A 17,870-nucleotide genomic window follows, 5' to 3' on the forward strand; every position below is an offset into this window, starting at 1 on the left:
AGTTGATGAAAATTAGAAAGTTAATCATTGGCACACTGAGTATCATGGCATCGGCGCTGTCCTACGCCAGCGGCCAATTTCTCGATACTAATATCATCCATCAACCCAACGATGGCGTGGTTCGCGTCTATGGGCCGGGCGGACCTCACACCGCGTTGATAAAAGCCGCAGAGAGTTTTCAGCAACAGACCGGACAACGTGTGGAAATAATCTACGGGCCAGAGGAGAAATGGTCAAAAGATGCCCAGCAACGTGCTGATATTATTTTCAGTGCTTCAGAGCAATCGATGACGGCGTATCTGGAGAATTATCCTTTTGTGGCCAGCAAGGATGTTGTGCCGATGTTTATTCATCCGGCAGTGATTGCAGTAGCAAAAGGTAATCCTAAAAATATTAAGAGTTTTGAGGATCTGATCAAACAACCGGTCAAAATTGTGGTGACCGAAGGTAAAGGAACCTACAACACCTCAGGTACCGGTTTGTGGGAAGATATTGCCGGGCGTTTGGGCCGGCTGGAAGATATCAAACAAGTACGGTCACATATCGTGGCCTATGAGCAGGGGAGTGGTGCTGCATTTAAGGCCTTCCAACGGTTAAAAGCAGATGCCTGGATCACCTGGAGTGACTGGCCGATTGCTAACGCGGATAAAGTCGATATGGTGACTATTGAGCCGGAAAGACGAATTTACCGCGACTTCAATATGGCAATTTCACCGAAAGCAGATATAGGTGCGGCGCAATTCATGGCTTATTTGACTACAACGGAAGGCGCTAAGTTTTTCACCAATGAAGGATGGCTGCGATAGAATTAATTGCTTTATCTGCACAATCCTTAAAAGGCATCTGTCATTATCAAGAACCAGTCCTCGGGCTGGTTTTTCTATTTTTGCGCTGGGGGTTGCGTGCCAGCCAGACTCGGCATGGCGTGGCGCATAATATCTAAAAATGCCCGTAATCTTGCTGGGTAAAAACTGGCATGGGGATAAACCAGATAGATGGGCAAAGGTAATCCGTGCCAATCGGGAGTTAGATGTACTAACCGCCCTTGTGCAAGATCTTCGCTTACCACCCACGTTGAGGCGATTCCTACCCCGACCCCCGCGAGTGCGGCATTACGTAAGGCATACAGACTGTCGGTACTCAATTGTGGCTGGATAGAAAATCGATGTATGTCACCACTCGTCTGATGATTTAGGACGACTTCATTACGGTAAAAGGAGCTTAATGCCAGCCAGCGTAAATCCTGCAATTGGTCAGGATGTAGCGGTAGCGGCTTATCATTGAGCAATTCAGGCGCGGCGACGACAATACGCGGCACCTCGGCCAGCAGAATCGCAATCACCGAAGGATCGGTGACGGCTCCAACTTGAATGGCGCAATCAATACCTTCCACGATGAAATCCGGGCGGCGATCATTTAGCATCCATTCCACAGACATTTTCGGATAACGGCCTAAATAGTCTTTAAGCGGTTTGATTAATTGATCTTGCCCGAACGCGTGCGGCACTAAAACTCGCAGTACTCCTCTGGGCTCGTCCGTGGCCCCGCGCAGGTCATCCTCCATCCTATGCCAGTTTTCAACCAGTGCTTTAGCATGGGAATAGCAGCGTTCGCCATCGTCGGTGAGCTTCATAACATGCGTAGTGCGCTGCAATAATTTCAGACCAAGCAGGCGTTCCAGTGTCTGTAACCGCCGGCTAATCGTCGGCTGGCTTGTACCCAGGCGTACTGCTGCTGCCGATAAACTACCAGCCTCAACGATGCGGATAAATGTCTGCATTAACTCTATACGATCAATGCCAGTCAAACCGAGTTCTATCATACGTTAAGCGTATAACAGTTTTACTCTTTAGGCGACTACCAACACATGTCTACTCAGGCAAGAATACTGACTCAATATCATTATAGGTAGCCGCCATGTCAGCCATTCAAACCATACCAAGTACTTTAGATAGTCCTGAGAAAACCCTTTCCGGCCGGACAGTTCTTATGTTGGCAACCGGCGCTGGGCTTAGCGTTGCCTCAATTTATTATAGTCAGCCATTATTGGGGGTTATGGGTACCGACCTGCATGCCAGTGTAGGTACGGTTGGTATGGTGCCGACACTGACACAGATTGGTTATGCTTTAGGTATCTTGTTGCTCGCCCCGCTAGGTGATCGCCACGATCGTCGGATTGTTATTTTATTGAAAGGTCTTTTGCTTACCGCAGCGTTGCTGTGCAGTGGTTTTATCTCTGGTATCAATGGGTTGTTAGTCACCAGCTTTGTGGTCGGGATTGCCGCAACCATGGCACAGGACATTGTTCCTGCATCAGCGACGTTGGCTTCAGCAGCACAACGGGGCAAGACCGTCGGAACTGTAATGACGGGCTTATTGCTGGGGATTCTACTGTCGCGGGTGCTGAGTGGTTTTGTCGCCGAATATTTTAGTTGGCGGGTGCTGTATATCGGTGCGGCGCTGTCAGTTATTTTTATAACGCTGGTGATATGGCGCGGTTTACCTCGGGTTCCCGCCGCTTCAACACTGAGTTATCCAGCACTACTTATGTCGATGATTCACTTGTGGCTTCAGTTTAAAACCTTGCGCCGTGCGGCGCTATCACAAGGGTTGTTATCGGTCGGATTCAGTGCTTTTTGGTCAACACTAGCAGTGATGTTACAAGATACTTATCATCTTGGTAGTGCTGTTGCCGGTGCCGCAGGTGCTTTGGCGGCCCCTCTTGCTGGAGCATTGGCGGATCGCCGTGGACCACATAGGGTTACTTTGATTGGTGCAAGTGTGGCAACCCTCTCATTTGCAGCGTTATTTCTTCTGCCGCTATTGCCACTTCAATACCAGATTGGGCTTATGGTCATCAGCGCGATTGGTTTTGATTTCGGCGTTCAGGCGACACTGGTAGCACACCAAACCATTATTTACAGCCTGGAACCTGCAGCTCGTAGCCGGCTCAATGCCTTGTTATTTACCGGTGTGTTTGTTGGGATGGCGGTTGGTTCAGCTTTAGGCAGCCTGATGCTGAAAAAAATGGGATGGACTGCTGTAGTTAGTCTGATTACCCTCGCGGGTGCAGCTAGCCTGGTCGTACGCTGGAGCAATCGTAGCGCCAGGTAGCCGTGATTCTGCTCATAATGAGCAGAGAGGATAGTAATTTTGCCAATACAGTTAGCATGTCGGGATGTCTAAGAAAACAGGCACCCCGAGCCGATGTCTTGAGTTCCGTTTTAAAGTGTTAAGCCCAATAGTCAGTTATCAGCCCCAGTATCAGTAGGGCTGATTAGCTTTGTAAATAAGCCATGCTCTGGCGAATTTCTCTTTCTATATCAGCTTCAGACCAAATATTTAGTTGTGACGAAAACGGTTCAAAAGCATAAATTCCCTGATAACCCAGACGTTCAAGATTTGCGACTTGTTGCTTACTGTTCAACTTATCTTGCTCGCTGAGCATAATGCGGTCTTCATCAGTCAGTGTGGATTTCAACCTGTTCTCTTCGACGCCGGAAAGGTGTACTAAGCCAATTATATTAACGTCAATATGTGCATCAAACTCGGCCTGAACGATATCACTCAGGTAGTAATGGAAAGTATCCAACACCATTTGGTAGGGGGCAGCCGATGTGCGGATCAGTGATTGTGTTACCAGATGAGAACGCAATGAACTGATTCCAAAGCCTAAAGGCTCAACTAATCCAGTGACTTGATATTTCTTAAACAGGGGGGCAAGTAGCCGCAGTGCATCCAGGGTGTCATGCTCTTTTTGCTCGGCTGAACGTTTGTCACTGGCACTACAGTTCGGGCACAGAATGACTCCGTGACAGTTGATATCCCGTGCCAACTTGAGCATGTTTTCCGCTTCTTGTAGTAGCTCGCCTCGCTGCTCTGGCAGATTGAAATATTGCAATGCATTGATAGTAACAATCTCAATTTGATGTTCATCAGCCAGTGCATTGAGTTGGGCTGTGCTTAGCTCGTCAGTCACTTTTCCACCGGGCATATCATTGCGTAGCTCAACCTTATTTAAGCCACATCTCTTAACCAGACGGAAAAAATTCTCAATACTGAGATTCGGGGCGATTTTGCGATTAATACAGAAACGATCTTGCGCGATGGACATGGTGCTCTGCTCCTGCTGTGATAAATGCTATACATAGCTCAAAATAAGAACATTTATTTCATTTTAATTAAATAACGAAACATTAACTTTTAGATGTAGTTCAAAAATTAAGCTAAAAAAGCGATTCAGCTTTCATTAAGAACCAATGAAATCGAGCTATTGCCGTTGTTTTTTTAACCTTAACAATTTATTTATCGCAAAAGAACGAGATTTTTAGCCTTTTTTGCACGTTGCGTGGGCTATCTGGCTTTTTTGATGGTGGTGTTAAAGCCTTGCAGGAACTTGCGATACATCGCACAAAACAAAATTTCTAAAAGAAGTTATTTGAAACTTTTTTTTCAATGGAATAGAGTCTGCATGTCGGCTGGTTTTTCGCCTCTCTGGTGGCAGGTCGCCTTGCTGGCTATTTTGGTCCCACCACAAGATAGCCTTTACTGATTGAGCGTATGGTCCGTTAGGAATGAGTGTCAGGTTAAAGCCACTTTGAGCGAACCTTACGGTAGCAGCTATTGAGAAGAGGGTTAGACATGAAAATCGTGAGTAACTTTATTGGCGGGAAGAATTCCCTGAGTTCCAGCAATCAGACTGCCGAGATTCATAATCCAGCCACCGGTAAAGTCGAAAGCCAGGTTACGCAAAGTACTGCCGAGGAAGTTAATCAGGCTATCGGCGTGGCTCATCAAGCATTTGCCGATTGGTCACGGACTACCCCACTGCGTCGCGCCCGTATTATGTTTAACTTTAAAGCACTGATTGAGCAACATCGTGATGAGTTGGCTGAGTTGATTGTCCGTGAGCACGGCAAGGTTTATTCCGATGCGTTGGGTGAGATCACCCGTGGGCTGGAAGTCGTCGAGTTTGCCTGTGGCATTCCACATCTCTTGAAAGGTGAATATTCCGCAGATGTTGGTACGGGGGTGGATTGTTTTTCCATGATGCAGCCGTTAGGTGTGGTCGCAGGTATAACACCGTTTAACTTTCCTGCTATGGTCCCGATGTGGATGTTCCCCGTCGCCTTAACTTGCGGCAATACCTTTATCCTGAAACCACCGGCATTAGACCCGTCAGCCTCTGTTCGTCTGGCGGAATTGTTGACTGAAGCTGGGTTACCGGATGGTGTATTCAATGTTATTCACTGTTCAAATGAGAGTGCAGCCCAACTCTGCACTGACCCACGAATTCAGGCCGTCAGTTTTGTTGGATCTTCTACCGTAGCTGAACATATTTATACTACTGCCAGTGCACACGGTAAGCGCGTACAAGCATTTGGTGCTGCTAAAAATCAGGCAATTATCATGCCTGATGCTGATTTGGATGCCACAGTAAATGCATTGATGGGTGGTGCATTTGGTTCGGCGGGTGAACGTTGTATGGCTTTGCCGATTGCGGTTGTCGTGGGTGATGACACCGCGGACAAATTAATTGAGAAGTTAAAACCACTCATCACTCACTTGCGAGTCGGCCCTGGCTTGCAGCAAGGTGGTGAAGAAAATGAGATGGGGCCGCTAATCTCAGCCACCCATCAGAAAAAAGTGCTCGGTTATATCGATCAAGGTGTGAAAGAGGGCGCAACGTTAGTCACCGATGGCCGCAATTATAAAGTTGCAGGTTATGAGCAGGGGTATTATGTAGGCGGCACTCTGTTTGACCATGTCACGCCAGAGATGAAAATCTATCGGGAAGAGATTTTTGGGCCGGTACTGGGTATTGTCAGAGTCCCTGATTACCAAACAGCGATTGATACAGTTAATAGTCATGAGTTTGGTAACGGCAGCGCTATTTTTACCAGTAGCGGCCATTATGCGCGGCTATTTGTGCATGAAGTTCAGGCCGGAATGGTTGGCGTCAATGTTCCAGTACCTGTCCCAATGGCATTCCATAGCTTTGGTGGCTGGAAGCGCTCGGTATTCGGTGCGTTAAATGTTCACGGTACCGATGGCGTGCGTTTTTACACCCGGATGAAAACAACCACTGCCCGTTGGCCTACCGGCCAGCAAACGGTTTCAGAGTACAGTATGCCAACACTTGGCTAATGCTATCAGTGGGTGTGCCTTGGGTTAATTTCAGTGTTAACAGGAGAGCTATTATGTCTTCACTGCTTGCCAAATGTCAGTTACCGGATGCGGATGGACGTATTCAACACATTTCACCGCAAAATGCGGGTTGGCGTTTTGTTGGATTTGATGTCTATCGTCTTACTGCGGGTAAAGCATTAGTTCTGGACAGTGGTGACAATGAACTCTGTCTGGTATTGGTTGCTGGTGTTGCTTCAGTTTCAACTCTGCACGCTGAATACCCACATATTGGTAAACGTATGAGTCCGTTCGAACGAACACCGCCTTATTCTGTTTATGTCCCACATCATGATCATGTGAAAGTGGTGGCAGAAACTGACTTGGAATTGGCGGTATGCCGTGCCCCTGCACAGGGGCATTTGCCTTCCCGCCTGATTACGCCGGCTGATGTCGGGGTCGAACGGCGCGGTAAGGGGCGCAACCAGCGGTTAGTGCATAATATTCTGCCTGACAGTGAGCCTGCGGACAGTTTGTTGGTGGTAGAGGTCTACACAGACGAAGGGAACACCAGCTCATATCCAAGTCATAAACACGATCAGGAAAATTCTACCGACGAAACTTATCTTGAAGAAACCTATTATCACCGGTTGAACCCTGAACAGGGTTTCTGTATGCAGCGTGTTTATACTGACGACCGTTCACTGGATGAGTGTATGCCTGTTTATAACCGTGATGTGGTGAAAGTCCCCAAAGGTTATCACCCGGTGGCAACGTTAGCAGGCTACGACAGCTATTATTTGAATGTGATGGCAGGGCCGGTACGGTTATGGAAATTTACCTGGGAGAAAGACCACGCATGGATCAACAGCGATAACTATCCGGTTAATAACAGCTAACTTACTCTGGCTAAAGCATATAATAATGGGGTAGGAGGAATCCTACCCATTCTAGGTGTGAGCAGAAATGACGAAAAACAAACAGAGTCTCCTATTGGAGTGTTTACTCTTTCGCGTTATTCAGTGCCAGTGAAACTGCCAATGTTTGTGCTAGACACATAGAGGCTACTTGCGAACGGAAACCGTCAACTTGAGCTTCTCGCACGACAAAACACACATCGCTAAAAGCCGCTAATGGGCTGACCTGGCTATCTGTAATCGCAATCTGCTGTGCACCACTCTTCGCCCCTAATTCCACCAGTTCTAACGCCTCTTGCGCATAAGGTGAATAACTAATGGCGATCACTACGTCTTTGGGTTTCACCATGCTCAGTTGTTCAGAGAACATTCCCCCTAGCCCATCGATCAGAAAAGCACGACGTTCCAGATGGCGTAACGCATAGGTGAGATAAGAAGCAACACTAAAAGAGCGACGTAGACCAATCACATAGATATTTTCAGCATTTTTCAACAAGTTAACTGCTCTCTCCAACTGTTCTGCGCTGGTTTGTACGGCCAGTTGTTGCAGCGCTTGTGCATTTACCATGGTAAATACATTCAGTATTTCTGCCGGACTTTCTGGTGCCGTACTGCCATCTGTCGATATTTGGCGGAATAACCGTGCTCGCTCAGTATAGTTAACGGTTTCTTCCATCAAATGCTGGCGGAATACCTGTTTCATTTCGTTGAAGCCGCTGAAATTAAAGGCATTAGCAAATCGGATCAATGTTGAAGGTGGTACGTCGGCTTGAGCCGCAATAGAAGCAACCGTATCAAATGCAATGCTATTACTGTTATCCAATATATAACGGGCAACTTGTTTTAAGCGTTTGCTTAACGTCTCATAGCGATGACGAATTTGGTCTTGTAACAATGAAAGTTGAGTAGGGTTATTCATCCATTCGGCCCACGGCAGAGGAAATTTCAGGGGTTATTCCCTTCGTACTTAAAGCTGCAAGGTTGTTAGCTTAGGTTATTCACCCGAATGACTGACATGTGTCAGCTCGTCGAGATGTGTTCGCTTTGGCTGGCTGCAACCCCAAGTTCTTTGAGTCTATCTGACAGTATTCTAACAGGTGGTTGGAAAATTTCATTTATTGATGTCAGTATTTGCTTTTATTTCATCGCAACTTAAATAAATTCACCAAACTATATTAATAGAAATGAATGAAATCTAAAGATATTCCTTTATTAACTTTGATGGAAATCAGGATTTTTTTGGCTTTATGGGGAATAAACAGCGTAGATAGCGGCATAATAGTGGCGCTGAGGCAGTATCACTTCAGCGCCGATAGAGTCGTTTTTAATTCAAATCGCAGGGCGATAGTCACGCCAATAACCGATCAGGGTTTGGTAATTTTGTTTCACTTGTGTCATTAACTCGGCATCATTCAATTCACCTTGTAACCAGTGGCGCGATGCCAGGCCAAAAATGGTCCGGCCGACAGCAAAACCTTTAACCCACGGGGCGTGTGCAGCAGCGGCAAACCCTGCTTTTAATACGGCCTCTGTCGAGTCCAGCCCAAGAATTAATACACCTCGGCAATAGGGATCTTCAGTTTCAATCAGTTTGCCAACCAGTTGCCAGTTTTCTGCCGTTAGCGGCGGCAGCTTCCACCAATCTGGCTGAATGCCTAGTTGATAGAAATGAGCCATAGTTTCAATATAATAGCGCTCATCCTTATCCTTATTATCTTCAGGTAAAATCACTTCCAGTAGCAATTCATGTCCTGATTTACAGCATCCACGATATACATCCACAATCAGCTCATCCTGCTGCTGGCGCAGTTCTGCACGGTCTTGGGGATGATAAAAAACCAGACACTTAACAACATGTTCCAGTGGCCAATCTATTAGCTGGGAACCAATATTACCGTGTTCAAGCCGTAATGGCCTGGAACTGGGTAATTCTATGGGGCGGCCTATCCACCATCCCTGGCCGGTAATGATATTGAGCGCCTCCTGACCATATGTCGTATCAGCCAGAATGCCACTTTTATGCTCCAATCCAGACTCCAAAGCGGCTTGTTGCGCTGCTTGTAGCAACAATGTCTTAAGTTTTGGGATGCGCTCTTCACCAACACCGGCTTCACGGGCCATATCAGCCAATTGTTTGCGGTGGTCAAAGGCAAAAACACAAAGTTCAGGCCACTGTTGCTTACGGGTAGTCACCCGATGTAAATGATTAAGGCGGCTATCCTTGTCAGGGCGTGACACGGAATATTCGCGGCTAAGATAATCATCCAGTTCAATTTTTGTCGGCATCGCTGGAGCACAACCATGACGTGAAACAACTAGCGCCCCACAGGCATTGGCGTAGCGGCAGGCTTGCTCCCAGCCTTCATCATTCAGATAACCGCGCAGCAGGCCAGACATGAAGGCATCGCCAGCCCCTAATACGTTGAGAACCTCGACGCGCACACCAGAATGCAGTTTGATTGACTCCCAACGGGTGGGAATATCCCCTTCAAAAACAGAGCAACCTTGTGCTCCGCGCTTGCAAACCAGTGTCGCTGGCGTGGTTTTACGCACATTTTGCAGGGCTGTCAGCGTATCTGTGCTCCCCCCCGCAATGTGAAATTCTTCTTCTGTACCAACGATTAAATTGAAATGATGCAGTACTTCCTGCAATTCCTGCGTTACTTTTTGCGACTCTATGAAACGCGTTTCACCGTCTCCAAGTGAGGTCAGGCCCCATAATACCGGACGATAATCAATATCGAGCGCTGTGCGCAACCCATACTTATGGGCATATTCCAATGCTTTTAGCACTGCTGCTCGGGTATTCGGATGCGAAAGATGTGTACCCGTGATTGCCAGCGCGCGTGATGAAGCAATATATGTCTCGTCAATATCATCTGGCGTCAGGGCCATATCAGCGCAGTTTTCACGGTAAAAGATCAGTGGAAAAGTCTCTTGATCTTTAATACCCAGAATAACCAGACCTGTCAGCCGTTGTTTATCAGTAATAAGAAAACGGGTATCAGACCCAACACGCTGTAATTCCTCGCGTAGGAAACGGCCCATATGTTCATCGCCAACACGTGCCAGCATGCCTGACTTCAAGCCCTGAATTGCCGTGCCATAAGCAACATTACCTGATGACCCGCCTAAATATTTGGCAAATGTACTGGTATCTTCCAGCCGGGCACCAATCTGCTGCCCATAAAAATCGACGGCAATACGACCGATACATATGACATCCAGTACTTTGTGTTGTGTACCCATCCCCATTTCCTTCTGTATTAAACCAAGCCCCGACAGTGACCGATAAAATAAACCTGTAATGACATTTCTAAAACCAGTATGAGGAATAAAAATTTCAAGTTCAAGATTAAATGAAATTTATTACCCAGTTGTGTGACGAAGATAAAAGCCTCATATCAGGTCTGAAAATGGGACTTACACCAAAAGCTTAGGCCGGTTATTGGCAGGGTTTTCGAGGTGTAATAAAGAAGAGTTAAAATCAAAATAGTATATTAATATCAATTAATTATGCGTTTTTATTGACGATTGGAAATGAACGGTCGATTGCATGGTAAGAGGGGGACGCGTTATTTCAGTGTTTCTGAGAATATTTGATCTTCATCGCAGAATGAAATGTTTCTTCTGTAATTTGATTTTATGAAAAAAATATTTGTTTATAATCCCTGCTATGTTTCCCCTTACTGTCGTCAGCCAGGCGAAAGCTAACAAGTCTGCTGCTTCTCTCCGGCATATGTATCTTCAGGGGCTGAACGTCACTTGGTCACCATGATGTAGCGCAACAGAGCAAAGGATGGGTAAATGAATAAGATTCGGCTAACCACTGCACAGGCATTAGTCCGGTTTTTGGACAACCAATACCTGCAAGTTGATGGTCAGGAAATCAAATTTATCAAAGGGATTTTTGCTATTTTTGGCCACGGTAATGTGCTGGGAATGGGGCAGGCGTTGGAACAAAACTGTGGCGATTTAGTGGTTCATCAGGGGCGGAATGAGCAAGGGATGGCCCATGCCGCTACCGGTTTTGCCAAACAAAAACTGCGCCAGCAAATTTATGCCTGCACCTCATCCGTCGGGCCGGGCAGCGCTAATATGATTACCGCCGCTGCAACGGCAACGGCCAATCGTATTCCTCTACTATTGCTCCCAGGCGACGTATTTGCATCCCGCCAACCGGACCCAGTGTTACAACAAATAGAACAATCTCATGACCTTAGCATCAGCACTAATGATGCATTCAAACCGGTTAGTAAATACTGGGATCGCATTACGCGGCCAGAGCAACTGATGAGCGCCTGTATTAATGCGATGCGGGTTCTGACTGATCCGGCAGAAACGGGGGCTGTGACACTGAGCTTGCCACAAGATGTGCAGGCTGAAGCCTATGACTATCCTGACTATTTCTTCCACAAGCGAGTTCATCGCCTTGACAGACGCCCTGCCAGTGCCGCTATGCTGGCTGATGCCATTGCGTTACTGACCGCCAAACGTAAGCCCATTTTGGTATGTGGGGGAGGGGTGAAATATTCACAAGCCGGCCAGGCATTGCAACGATTTGCTGAATGTTTTGGTTTGCCGTGGGTAGAAACGCAAGCCGGTAAAGGCACTATCAGCTCAGAACATGAATTAAATCTTGGTGGTATTGGTGAAACCGGCTGCCTGGCTGCTAACACATTAGCAAAACAGGCGGATCTGGTGATCGGCGTTGGCACTCGCTATAGCGATTTCACCACGTCCTCTAAATGGTTATTCCAGAATCCAGACGTTTCATTCCTGAATATTAATGTCAGTGCCTTTGATGCCGGCAAATTGGATGGTTTGCAATTGTTGGCTGATGCGCGTGAGGCATTATCAGCATTGCATCAACAGCTTGACACTACCGGTTATCAAGCCGGATGGGGGGATGAAATTGCTCGCATGCGCGCGGAACAATTAGCTGAAACGCGGCGGGTTTATCAAGTGCAATACCGCGCCGACGATTTCGTTCCTGAAATTAATGACCATTTGGACCGTGAACAGGTTTTTGCTGAATTTATCAATAAAACCGGCTCTTTCTTGACGCAAAGCCAAGTGCTGGGAGTACTGAATAACACATTACCTCCTGATGCCATCATTGTTGCGGCTGCGGGTAGTTTGCCCGGCGATTTACAGCGGGTGTGGCGTACCAAAGGGAGTAACGACTATCACGTCGAATACGGTTATTCGTGCATGGGTTATGAGGTGGGTGCCGCACTGGGTGTGAAGTTAGCTGAACCAGACAGGGAGGTCTACTCATTGGTTGGGGACGGCGCATTTATGATGCTGCATTCCGAACTGGTTACCTCTATTCAAGAGCGTAAAAAAATTAACGTTGTGCTGTTCGATAACATGACGAATGGCTGCATCAACAACCTGCAAATGGAACATGGCATGGACAGCTATGCCACAGAATTCCGCTTTCGTAATGAGGACACAGGCCAATTAGATGGCGGTCTTGTTCCGGTTGATTTTGCCATGCTGGCTGCCGCCTATGGCTGTAAAACATATCGTGTTTCTACCGAGCAACAGCTGATCGATGCATTAACCGATGCCCATTCGCAGGCAATTTCTACCTTGATTGACATAAAAGTGCTGCCAAAGACCATGGTGCATAAATACCTGAGTTGGTGGCGGGTAGGGGTTGCTCAGGTTTCTGAAAGTGAACGAACCGATGCAGTGGTTCGTGAGCTGGAAAAAAATATCGCCAAAGCCCGTGATTACTAAGGCTAATTAAGCAGGCAATCAATGCGTTATACCCAATAGCTTTCAACACACAAAATGGCGGTACAGGGATGTGCCGAGTCATGAGGGCTGCCAACGCACCTGCAACTTGCAAGTTGAGCTGGATGTGAAGTCGTAAAACGAGCAGGTATCACCTGCAAACCGAAACTTCATGAGGAAAATAATATGTCGTTAAATATTGGTGTCATCGGAACAGGTGCTATCGGCCAGGATCATATTCGTCGTTGCAGTAAAGTTTTACAGGGCGCTCGTGTGGTTGCTGTAACGGATATCAATCAGCAGCATGCCACTAAAGTTATTCGTGATCTGGGTATTGAGGCGAATATCTATGCCGATGGGCATGAAGTGATTAATGCAAAAGAGGTGGATGCGGTATTAGTCACATCTTGGGGGCCGAGTCACGAAGAGTTTGTTCTGGCAGCCATCGCTGCGGGTAAATATGTATTTTGTGAAAAGCCGTTGGCGGTGACAGCTGAAGGGTGTAAGCGAATTGTAGAGGCTGAAGCCGCCAAGGGTAAACGCTTGGTTCAGGTTGGGTTTATGCGCCCTTATGATCAGGGTTATCGCGCACTGAAAGATGTGATTACTCGTGGGGAAATCGGTGAACCCTTGATGCTGCATTGTGCTCACCGTAACCCGAGAGTCGGCGAAAATTACACCACCAATATGGCTATTACTGACACATTGATCCATGAGATTGATGTACTGCGCTGGCTGCTGGATGATGATTATGTCTCCGTTCAGGTTGTTTTCCCACGTAAAGCCAAACACGCTAAAGCGCATCTGAAAGACCCGCAGGTGGTGTTATTTGAAACGGCGAAAGGAACGCGTATAGATGTTGAAATCTTTGTGAACTGTCAATATGGCTATGATATTCAATGTGAAGTGGTAGGTGATACCGGTATTGCAAAATTACCAGAACCCTCATCCGTGCTGATGCGCAGCCAGGCACGGCTATCGCATGAAATACTGACCGATTGGAAAGACCGCTTTATTGATGCTTATGATGTTGAGTTACAAGCATTTATCAATGACGTTTTAGCTGAAAAACTCACCGGTCCTTCTGCCTGGGATGGTTTTGCTGCCGCCGTTACTGCGGATGCCTGTATTGCGGCACAGAATAGCGGTGAAATTGTTCCTGTGAGTTTGCCGCCACGACCTGATTTTTATAATAAATAACATCAAACTCTGCTGCCTGTGCGCTAGCTAGCCTGCTGCCGCATAGTCAGGTTTTTTGTTGCAAATGGAGTTTATCTCAAGCTTGCATGTATCTTGCGTGAAACGGGGGAGCGATGAAGATTGCATTTGATGTTGATGTCATTAAAGGCCTTGGTATCAGCAATATGGTTCGTCAAGTGGCAGAATGGGGATATGACTATATTGAACAATCACCGCATCCGCAGTTAAACCCATTTTATAAACACCCAAAAGCGGGCCGCGAAGTTGTTGCTGAATATAAGAAAGTACTAAAAGAAACCGGGGTGCAAATATCTTCCTTTATTGTGGTTTATCGTTGGGCTGGGCCACTCGAGGCAAGGCGGCAGGCTGCGGTGACCAACTGGAAGAGAATGATTGAAATTGCAGTTGAAATGGGTGTCTCTGTGATTAATACCGAACTTTCTGGCGATCCAAATGAGCCAGAAGTTTGCGAAGAGATGTGGTATCGCTCAATGGAAGAGTTATTGCCGATTATTGAGCGGGAAGGGATTCGGGTAGAGATTCAATCTCATCCGTGGGATTTTTGTGAAGAAAATAATGAAACCGCAGATTTAGTGAAATCACTCCGCAGCGATAATGTGAAGTATCTGTATAGCGTGCCCCATACCTTTTTCTACGATAAGGGCAAAGGAGACGTTGCCAGCATGCTGAAATATGCGGGTGTTGACCTTTCTCATGTATTGATTGCAGACACCATGAATCACACCAAGCATTGCCGTTATATTGTGAATCCACCAGGTGTTGATGCGGTTATTCATCAACATGTTGGTATTGGTGAAGGGGAAGTCGATTTCTCTGCCTTATTTCAAACTCTGCGCGATATGGATTTCGCTAATCGCACCTTTAAAGTCGGTGGTGAGTCAATTATTGCGACTTCTCTTTTTGGTTATCCAGAAAAAATGGTGCATCAGGCGGTGGCTACTCGCGAACGTATTGAGCGCGAATTGTTGGGGAAATAAAGTCGCCCGGCGGCCTCAGTTGCAAGTTCTCTTTAAGATTTTAAATAAAAACTTAGCCCAACGTTATTGACGTTGCAGTGAACAACGCCGCAGCTTCAAGCGCCAAAGGTATATTTTCCTGCATTAAAGACGGGCAATTAATCACATTTTAATTGTATTCATCTCTATAAATTGGATGTATCGCAGAGGTTTATTATGAATAAAGAACGTGTGAAGTTAGCAATCGCGCCAATTGGCTGGACCAATGATGATATGCCTGACTTAGGCAAAGAAAATACCTTCCAACAATGTATCAGTGAAATGGCTCTTGCCGGATTTACTGGTTGCGAGGTTGGTAGTAAATACCCGCGAGATCCTAACGTACTTAAACCTATGCTTGAGCTGCGCGGTATGCAGATTTGTAATGCATGGTTTAGCACTTTCTTTGCCGATGACCAGCGGACCAAGACCATTGATGAATTTATTAATCATATGAATTTCCTCCATATAATGGGCGCAAAAGTGATTGGTTGCTCAGAACAAAGTAAGAGCATTCAAGGGACGACGAAGGCAGTATTTGAAGAAAAACCACACTTCACTGATGTGCAATGGCAGCGAGTTGCTGATGGTTATAACGAATTAGCCAAGATTGCGGCAACCAAAGGTATGCAAGTCTGTTTGCACCACCATATGGGGACGGGGATCCAAACTACCGAAGAAATAGATCGTTATATGAGTATGGTTAACGACGATGTATATCTGCTCTTTGATACAGGTCATGCCTATGTTTCTGAGGGGAGCCAGGCGGCGATGCTGGCTATTTTGGAGAAATACCTGCCGCGTATTAATCATGTTCATTTAAAAGATGTGCGGGATGAAATAGTGGCTGATGTGAAAGCGAATAAACTCAGTTTCCTCGATGGGGTGAAAAAAGGCATGTTCACTGTACCGGGCGATGGGGTAATTGATTTCCGTCCGGTATTTAAATTGCTGGATGAAAAAGGCTATCAGGGCTGGATGGTAGTAGAGGCAGAGCAGGATCCGGCTATCGCTAATCCATTTGAGTATGCAGTAAAAGCCCGCCACTATATTAAAGAAACCGCGAGCATTTAGTCATATTCAGTTATGGCAGGGGATAGGCTGATACACTATCCCCTGAGGATTAGGCGGATATCTTGATTCGCCCCATATGATACGCATCGATATATTGGCCCTCGCGAAAAGCAAAGCGTGGGCTGGTACCTTCAATTTCAAAGCCAAACTTGCGGTAAAGCGCGATAGCCGCCAGATTATCGACAAACACTGTTAGCTCAATACGTTGTATATTCAACCAGTTATCACATAAATCAATCATGGCAGTCATTAATACACTGCCGATGCCTTGTCCACAGTAATTTGCATCAACAGCAATACCAAAAGTGGCGACATGCTTACGCCGTGCCCGTTGGTTGGCTTCGACAGTCAATTGCCCAACGATCTCCTCGTCAATACATGCCACCAAGCTATGCATCCCGGCGGGAAAATCTTTAATTCTTTTGGCCCACATCTCTTCAGAAGGTAGGGGAAGCTGTAACGTGTCGCGATAAACCTGTGGATGAGAAAATAACTGCCGCAAAGCGGGATAGTCGGTGAACTCCACATGGCGTATCTGCACATTTTCCATAAACATACCCTTACTCTTACTGTTTGAATTACCTAATAAAATAGCGTTTTATTTACCTGAGTCAATAATATTGCAAGTGGTTAGAAAAAACACTTTACAAGTGAGAGTGATAATGATTATCATTGTCGTGCTTTCAGATGAGGCCATCAGTGTTTAGGTGTTCACATTACGAAGGCACGACATTGCTCACATTGCTTCCAGTGTTTACTTAGCCAGCCGGGTGCTGGCTTTTTTTTTGCCTATTTCGCACTGTTTGTTCGCTGCATCATTGGTTCGTAGGCAGTCATATCTCAAGTTCTCTCAACGTTTTCTTTCGCTAATTACTTCAAATTCAAATCATTTGTCTTTCAACTTATTAATCAGTCGAATTTTTTGAACAGAGGAGTGAGTTTTTTACGCTTTCATATTCTCCCGCGACATCTAGACTAAAGAAAACGTTGAGGAGAACTGAACATGATCTATTTACGCAAAGCAGAAGAACGTGGCCATGCTAATCACGGTTGGTTGGACAGTTGGCATACCTTCTCATTCGCTGATTATTACGATCCAGAATTTATGGGGTTTTCAGCACTGCGAGTGATTAACGAAGATGTGATCGATGCAGGTCAGGGGTTTGGTACCCATCCGCATAAAGATATGGAAATCCTGACTTATGTGCTGTCTGGTACTGTCGAGCACAAAGACAGTATGGGTAATAAAGAGCAGATCCATGCCGGTGAATTCCAGATTATGAGCGCAGGTACCGGTATCCGCCATTCAGAATATAATGGCCGTGACGACCAACCGCTGCATTTATACCAGATTTGGATTATCCCCAATAAGACAGGTTTGGAGCCGCGTTATGAACAGCAGATGTTTGATATCCCGCAAGGGCGGCAGTTGGTGTTATCACCGGATGCCCGCGATGGCTCGCTGAAAGTATTCCAGGACATGACTCTCTGGCGCTGGGCACTGAAACGCGAGGAGCAGTCCATTTATCAGATTCAAGCAGAGCGCCGCATCTGGATACAGGTAGTCCGTGGTAAGGTCTCTATCAATGGGCATCATGCTGCGGCCAGCGATGCATTCGCTATCTGGGATGAAGCTGCACTTTCTATTCATGCTGATGAAGACAGTGAAATTTTGTTGTTTGATTTACCGCCAGTTTAAGTTTGACCATCTCATACCCTAATAATTCGAGTTGCAGGAAGGCGGCAATTGAGTGAATCCCGATGAGCTTACTCAGGTAAGTGATTCGGGTGA

Annotated in this window: 14 protein-coding genes; 9 read left to right on the plus strand and 5 right to left on the minus strand. The window is 46.4% G+C overall.

Annotation, left to right across the window (positions count from 1 at the left end):
• Positions 1-5: 5 nt before the first annotated feature.
• Entirely contained in the window at positions 6-806 is an 801-nt protein-coding gene (locus tag ACWJJO_RS00695; protein ID WP_420073515.1) for a substrate-binding domain-containing protein, read from the plus strand.
• 74 nt (positions 807-880) lie between these two features.
• Here the strand turns inward: ACWJJO_RS00695 and ACWJJO_RS00700 are convergent, their stop codons facing one another.
• Positions 881-1,822: a LysR family transcriptional regulator gene (locus tag ACWJJO_RS00700; protein ID WP_372568476.1), complete on the minus strand. Its 942-nt coding sequence runs from the start codon at positions 1,820-1,822 to the stop codon at positions 881-883.
• Between the two features lie 95 nt (positions 1,823-1,917).
• Here ACWJJO_RS00700 and ACWJJO_RS00705 point away from each other — a divergent pair, with 95 nt between their 5' ends.
• Positions 1,918-3,114: an MFS transporter gene (locus ACWJJO_RS00705; RefSeq protein ID WP_481090525.1), complete on the plus strand. Its 1,197-nt coding sequence runs from the start codon at positions 1,918-1,920 to the stop codon at positions 3,112-3,114.
• Positions 3,115-3,277: 163 nt separating this feature from the next.
• Here ACWJJO_RS00705 and ACWJJO_RS00710 read toward each other — a convergent pair whose 3' ends face one another.
• On the minus strand, positions 3,278-4,114 hold the full coding sequence (locus ACWJJO_RS00710) for a TIM barrel protein (RefSeq protein ID WP_481090526.1): 837 nt from the start codon (positions 4,112-4,114) through the stop codon (positions 3,278-3,280).
• A gap of 527 nt (positions 4,115-4,641) precedes the next feature.
• Here ACWJJO_RS00710 and ACWJJO_RS00715 point away from each other — a divergent pair.
• Entirely contained in the window at positions 4,642-6,147 is a 1,506-nt protein-coding gene (locus ACWJJO_RS00715) for a CoA-acylating methylmalonate-semialdehyde dehydrogenase (RefSeq protein WP_372560287.1), read from the plus strand.
• 53 nt (positions 6,148-6,200) lie between these two features.
• Complete coding sequence (gene iolB, locus ACWJJO_RS00720) at positions 6,201-7,025, plus strand: 5-deoxy-glucuronate isomerase (protein ID WP_442847459.1); 825 nt, start codon at positions 6,201-6,203, stop codon at positions 7,023-7,025.
• Positions 7,026-7,128: 103 nt separating this feature from the next.
• Here the strand turns inward: iolB and ACWJJO_RS00725 are convergent, their stop codons facing one another.
• Positions 7,129-7,962 carry a MurR/RpiR family transcriptional regulator gene (locus ACWJJO_RS00725; protein WP_083161297.1) on the minus strand — a complete coding sequence of 278 codons (834 nt, stop codon included), beginning with the start codon at positions 7,960-7,962 and terminating at the stop codon, positions 7,129-7,131.
• Positions 7,963-8,372: 410 nt separating this feature from the next.
• Entirely contained in the window at positions 8,373-10,292 is a 1,920-nt protein-coding gene (locus tag ACWJJO_RS00730; RefSeq protein WP_083161295.1) for a bifunctional 5-dehydro-2-deoxygluconokinase/5-dehydro-2-deoxyphosphogluconate aldolase, read from the minus strand.
• Positions 10,293-10,850: 558 nt separating this feature from the next.
• Here ACWJJO_RS00730 and iolD point away from each other — a divergent pair.
• The 4 genes from iolD to iolE all read left to right on the plus strand — a co-directional run bounded on the left by iolD (position 10,851) and on the right by iolE (position 16,078).
• Positions 10,851-12,791, plus strand: a complete 1,941-nt coding sequence (gene iolD / locus ACWJJO_RS00735; RefSeq protein WP_481090527.1) for a 3D-(3,5/4)-trihydroxycyclohexane-1,2-dione acylhydrolase (decyclizing) — start codon at positions 10,851-10,853, stop codon at positions 12,789-12,791.
• A 183-nt stretch (positions 12,792-12,974) separates the two neighbouring features.
• Positions 12,975-13,988, plus strand: a complete 1,014-nt coding sequence (gene iolG / locus ACWJJO_RS00740) for a bifunctional inositol 2-dehydrogenase/D-chiro-inositol 1-dehydrogenase (RefSeq protein ID WP_083161291.1) — start codon at positions 12,975-12,977, stop codon at positions 13,986-13,988.
• 113 nt (positions 13,989-14,101) lie between these two features.
• The gene (locus ACWJJO_RS00745) at positions 14,102-14,986 is read left to right on the plus strand and encodes a sugar phosphate isomerase/epimerase family protein (RefSeq protein ID WP_083161289.1); all 885 of its coding nucleotides are present in this window, start codon (positions 14,102-14,104) and stop codon (positions 14,984-14,986) included.
• A gap of 195 nt (positions 14,987-15,181) precedes the next feature.
• Positions 15,182-16,078: a myo-inosose-2 dehydratase gene (iolE, locus tag ACWJJO_RS00750; RefSeq protein WP_083161287.1), complete on the plus strand. Its 897-nt coding sequence runs from the start codon at positions 15,182-15,184 to the stop codon at positions 16,076-16,078.
• A gap of 49 nt (positions 16,079-16,127) precedes the next feature.
• Here iolE and ACWJJO_RS00755 read toward each other — a convergent pair whose 3' ends face one another.
• A complete protein-coding gene (locus ACWJJO_RS00755; RefSeq protein WP_083161285.1) occupies positions 16,128-16,628 on the minus strand; it encodes a GNAT family N-acetyltransferase in 501 nt (166 codons plus the stop codon).
• Between the two features lie 453 nt (positions 16,629-17,081).
• Between ACWJJO_RS00755 and ACWJJO_RS00760 the strand changes: the two genes are divergently transcribed.
• Positions 17,082-17,777, plus strand: coding sequence for a pirin family protein (locus ACWJJO_RS00760; RefSeq protein WP_372568482.1), 696 nt, complete (start codon positions 17,082-17,084; stop codon positions 17,775-17,777).
• The last annotated feature ends 93 nt before the right edge of the window (positions 17,778-17,870 follow it).

The sequence above is a fragment of the Yersinia antarctica genome, from assembly GCF_056636475.1.

Excerpts from the sequence above, each read along its gene's own strand:
- ACWJJO_RS00695 (WP_420073515.1), top strand. The coding sequence starts at position 6 with ATGAAAATTAGAAAGTTAATCATTGGCACACTGAGTATCATGGCATCG.
- ACWJJO_RS00700 (WP_372568476.1), bottom strand. The coding sequence starts at position 1,822 with ATGATAGAACTCGGTTTGACTGGCATTGATCGTATAGAGTTAATGCAG.
- ACWJJO_RS00705 (WP_481090525.1), top strand. The coding sequence starts at position 1,918 with ATGTCAGCCATTCAAACCATACCAAGTACTTTAGATAGTCCTGAGAAA.
- ACWJJO_RS00710 (WP_481090526.1), bottom strand. The coding sequence starts at position 4,114 with ATGTCCATCGCGCAAGATCGTTTCTGTATTAATCGCAAAATCGCCCCG.
- ACWJJO_RS00715 (WP_372560287.1), top strand. The coding sequence starts at position 4,642 with ATGAAAATCGTGAGTAACTTTATTGGCGGGAAGAATTCCCTGAGTTCC.
- iolB (WP_442847459.1), top strand. The coding sequence starts at position 6,201 with ATGTCTTCACTGCTTGCCAAATGTCAGTTACCGGATGCGGATGGACGT.
- ACWJJO_RS00725 (WP_083161297.1), bottom strand. The coding sequence starts at position 7,962 with ATGAATAACCCTACTCAACTTTCATTGTTACAAGACCAAATTCGTCAT.
- ACWJJO_RS00730 (WP_083161295.1), bottom strand. The coding sequence starts at position 10,292 with ATGGGTACACAACACAAAGTACTGGATGTCATATGTATCGGTCGTATT.
- iolD (WP_481090527.1), top strand. The coding sequence starts at position 10,851 with ATGAATAAGATTCGGCTAACCACTGCACAGGCATTAGTCCGGTTTTTG.
- iolG (WP_083161291.1), top strand. The coding sequence starts at position 12,975 with ATGTCGTTAAATATTGGTGTCATCGGAACAGGTGCTATCGGCCAGGAT.
- ACWJJO_RS00745 (WP_083161289.1), top strand. The coding sequence starts at position 14,102 with ATGAAGATTGCATTTGATGTTGATGTCATTAAAGGCCTTGGTATCAGC.
- iolE (WP_083161287.1), top strand. The coding sequence starts at position 15,182 with ATGAATAAAGAACGTGTGAAGTTAGCAATCGCGCCAATTGGCTGGACC.
- ACWJJO_RS00755 (WP_083161285.1), bottom strand. The coding sequence starts at position 16,628 with ATGGAAAATGTGCAGATACGCCATGTGGAGTTCACCGACTATCCCGCT.
- ACWJJO_RS00760 (WP_372568482.1), top strand. The coding sequence starts at position 17,082 with ATGATCTATTTACGCAAAGCAGAAGAACGTGGCCATGCTAATCACGGT.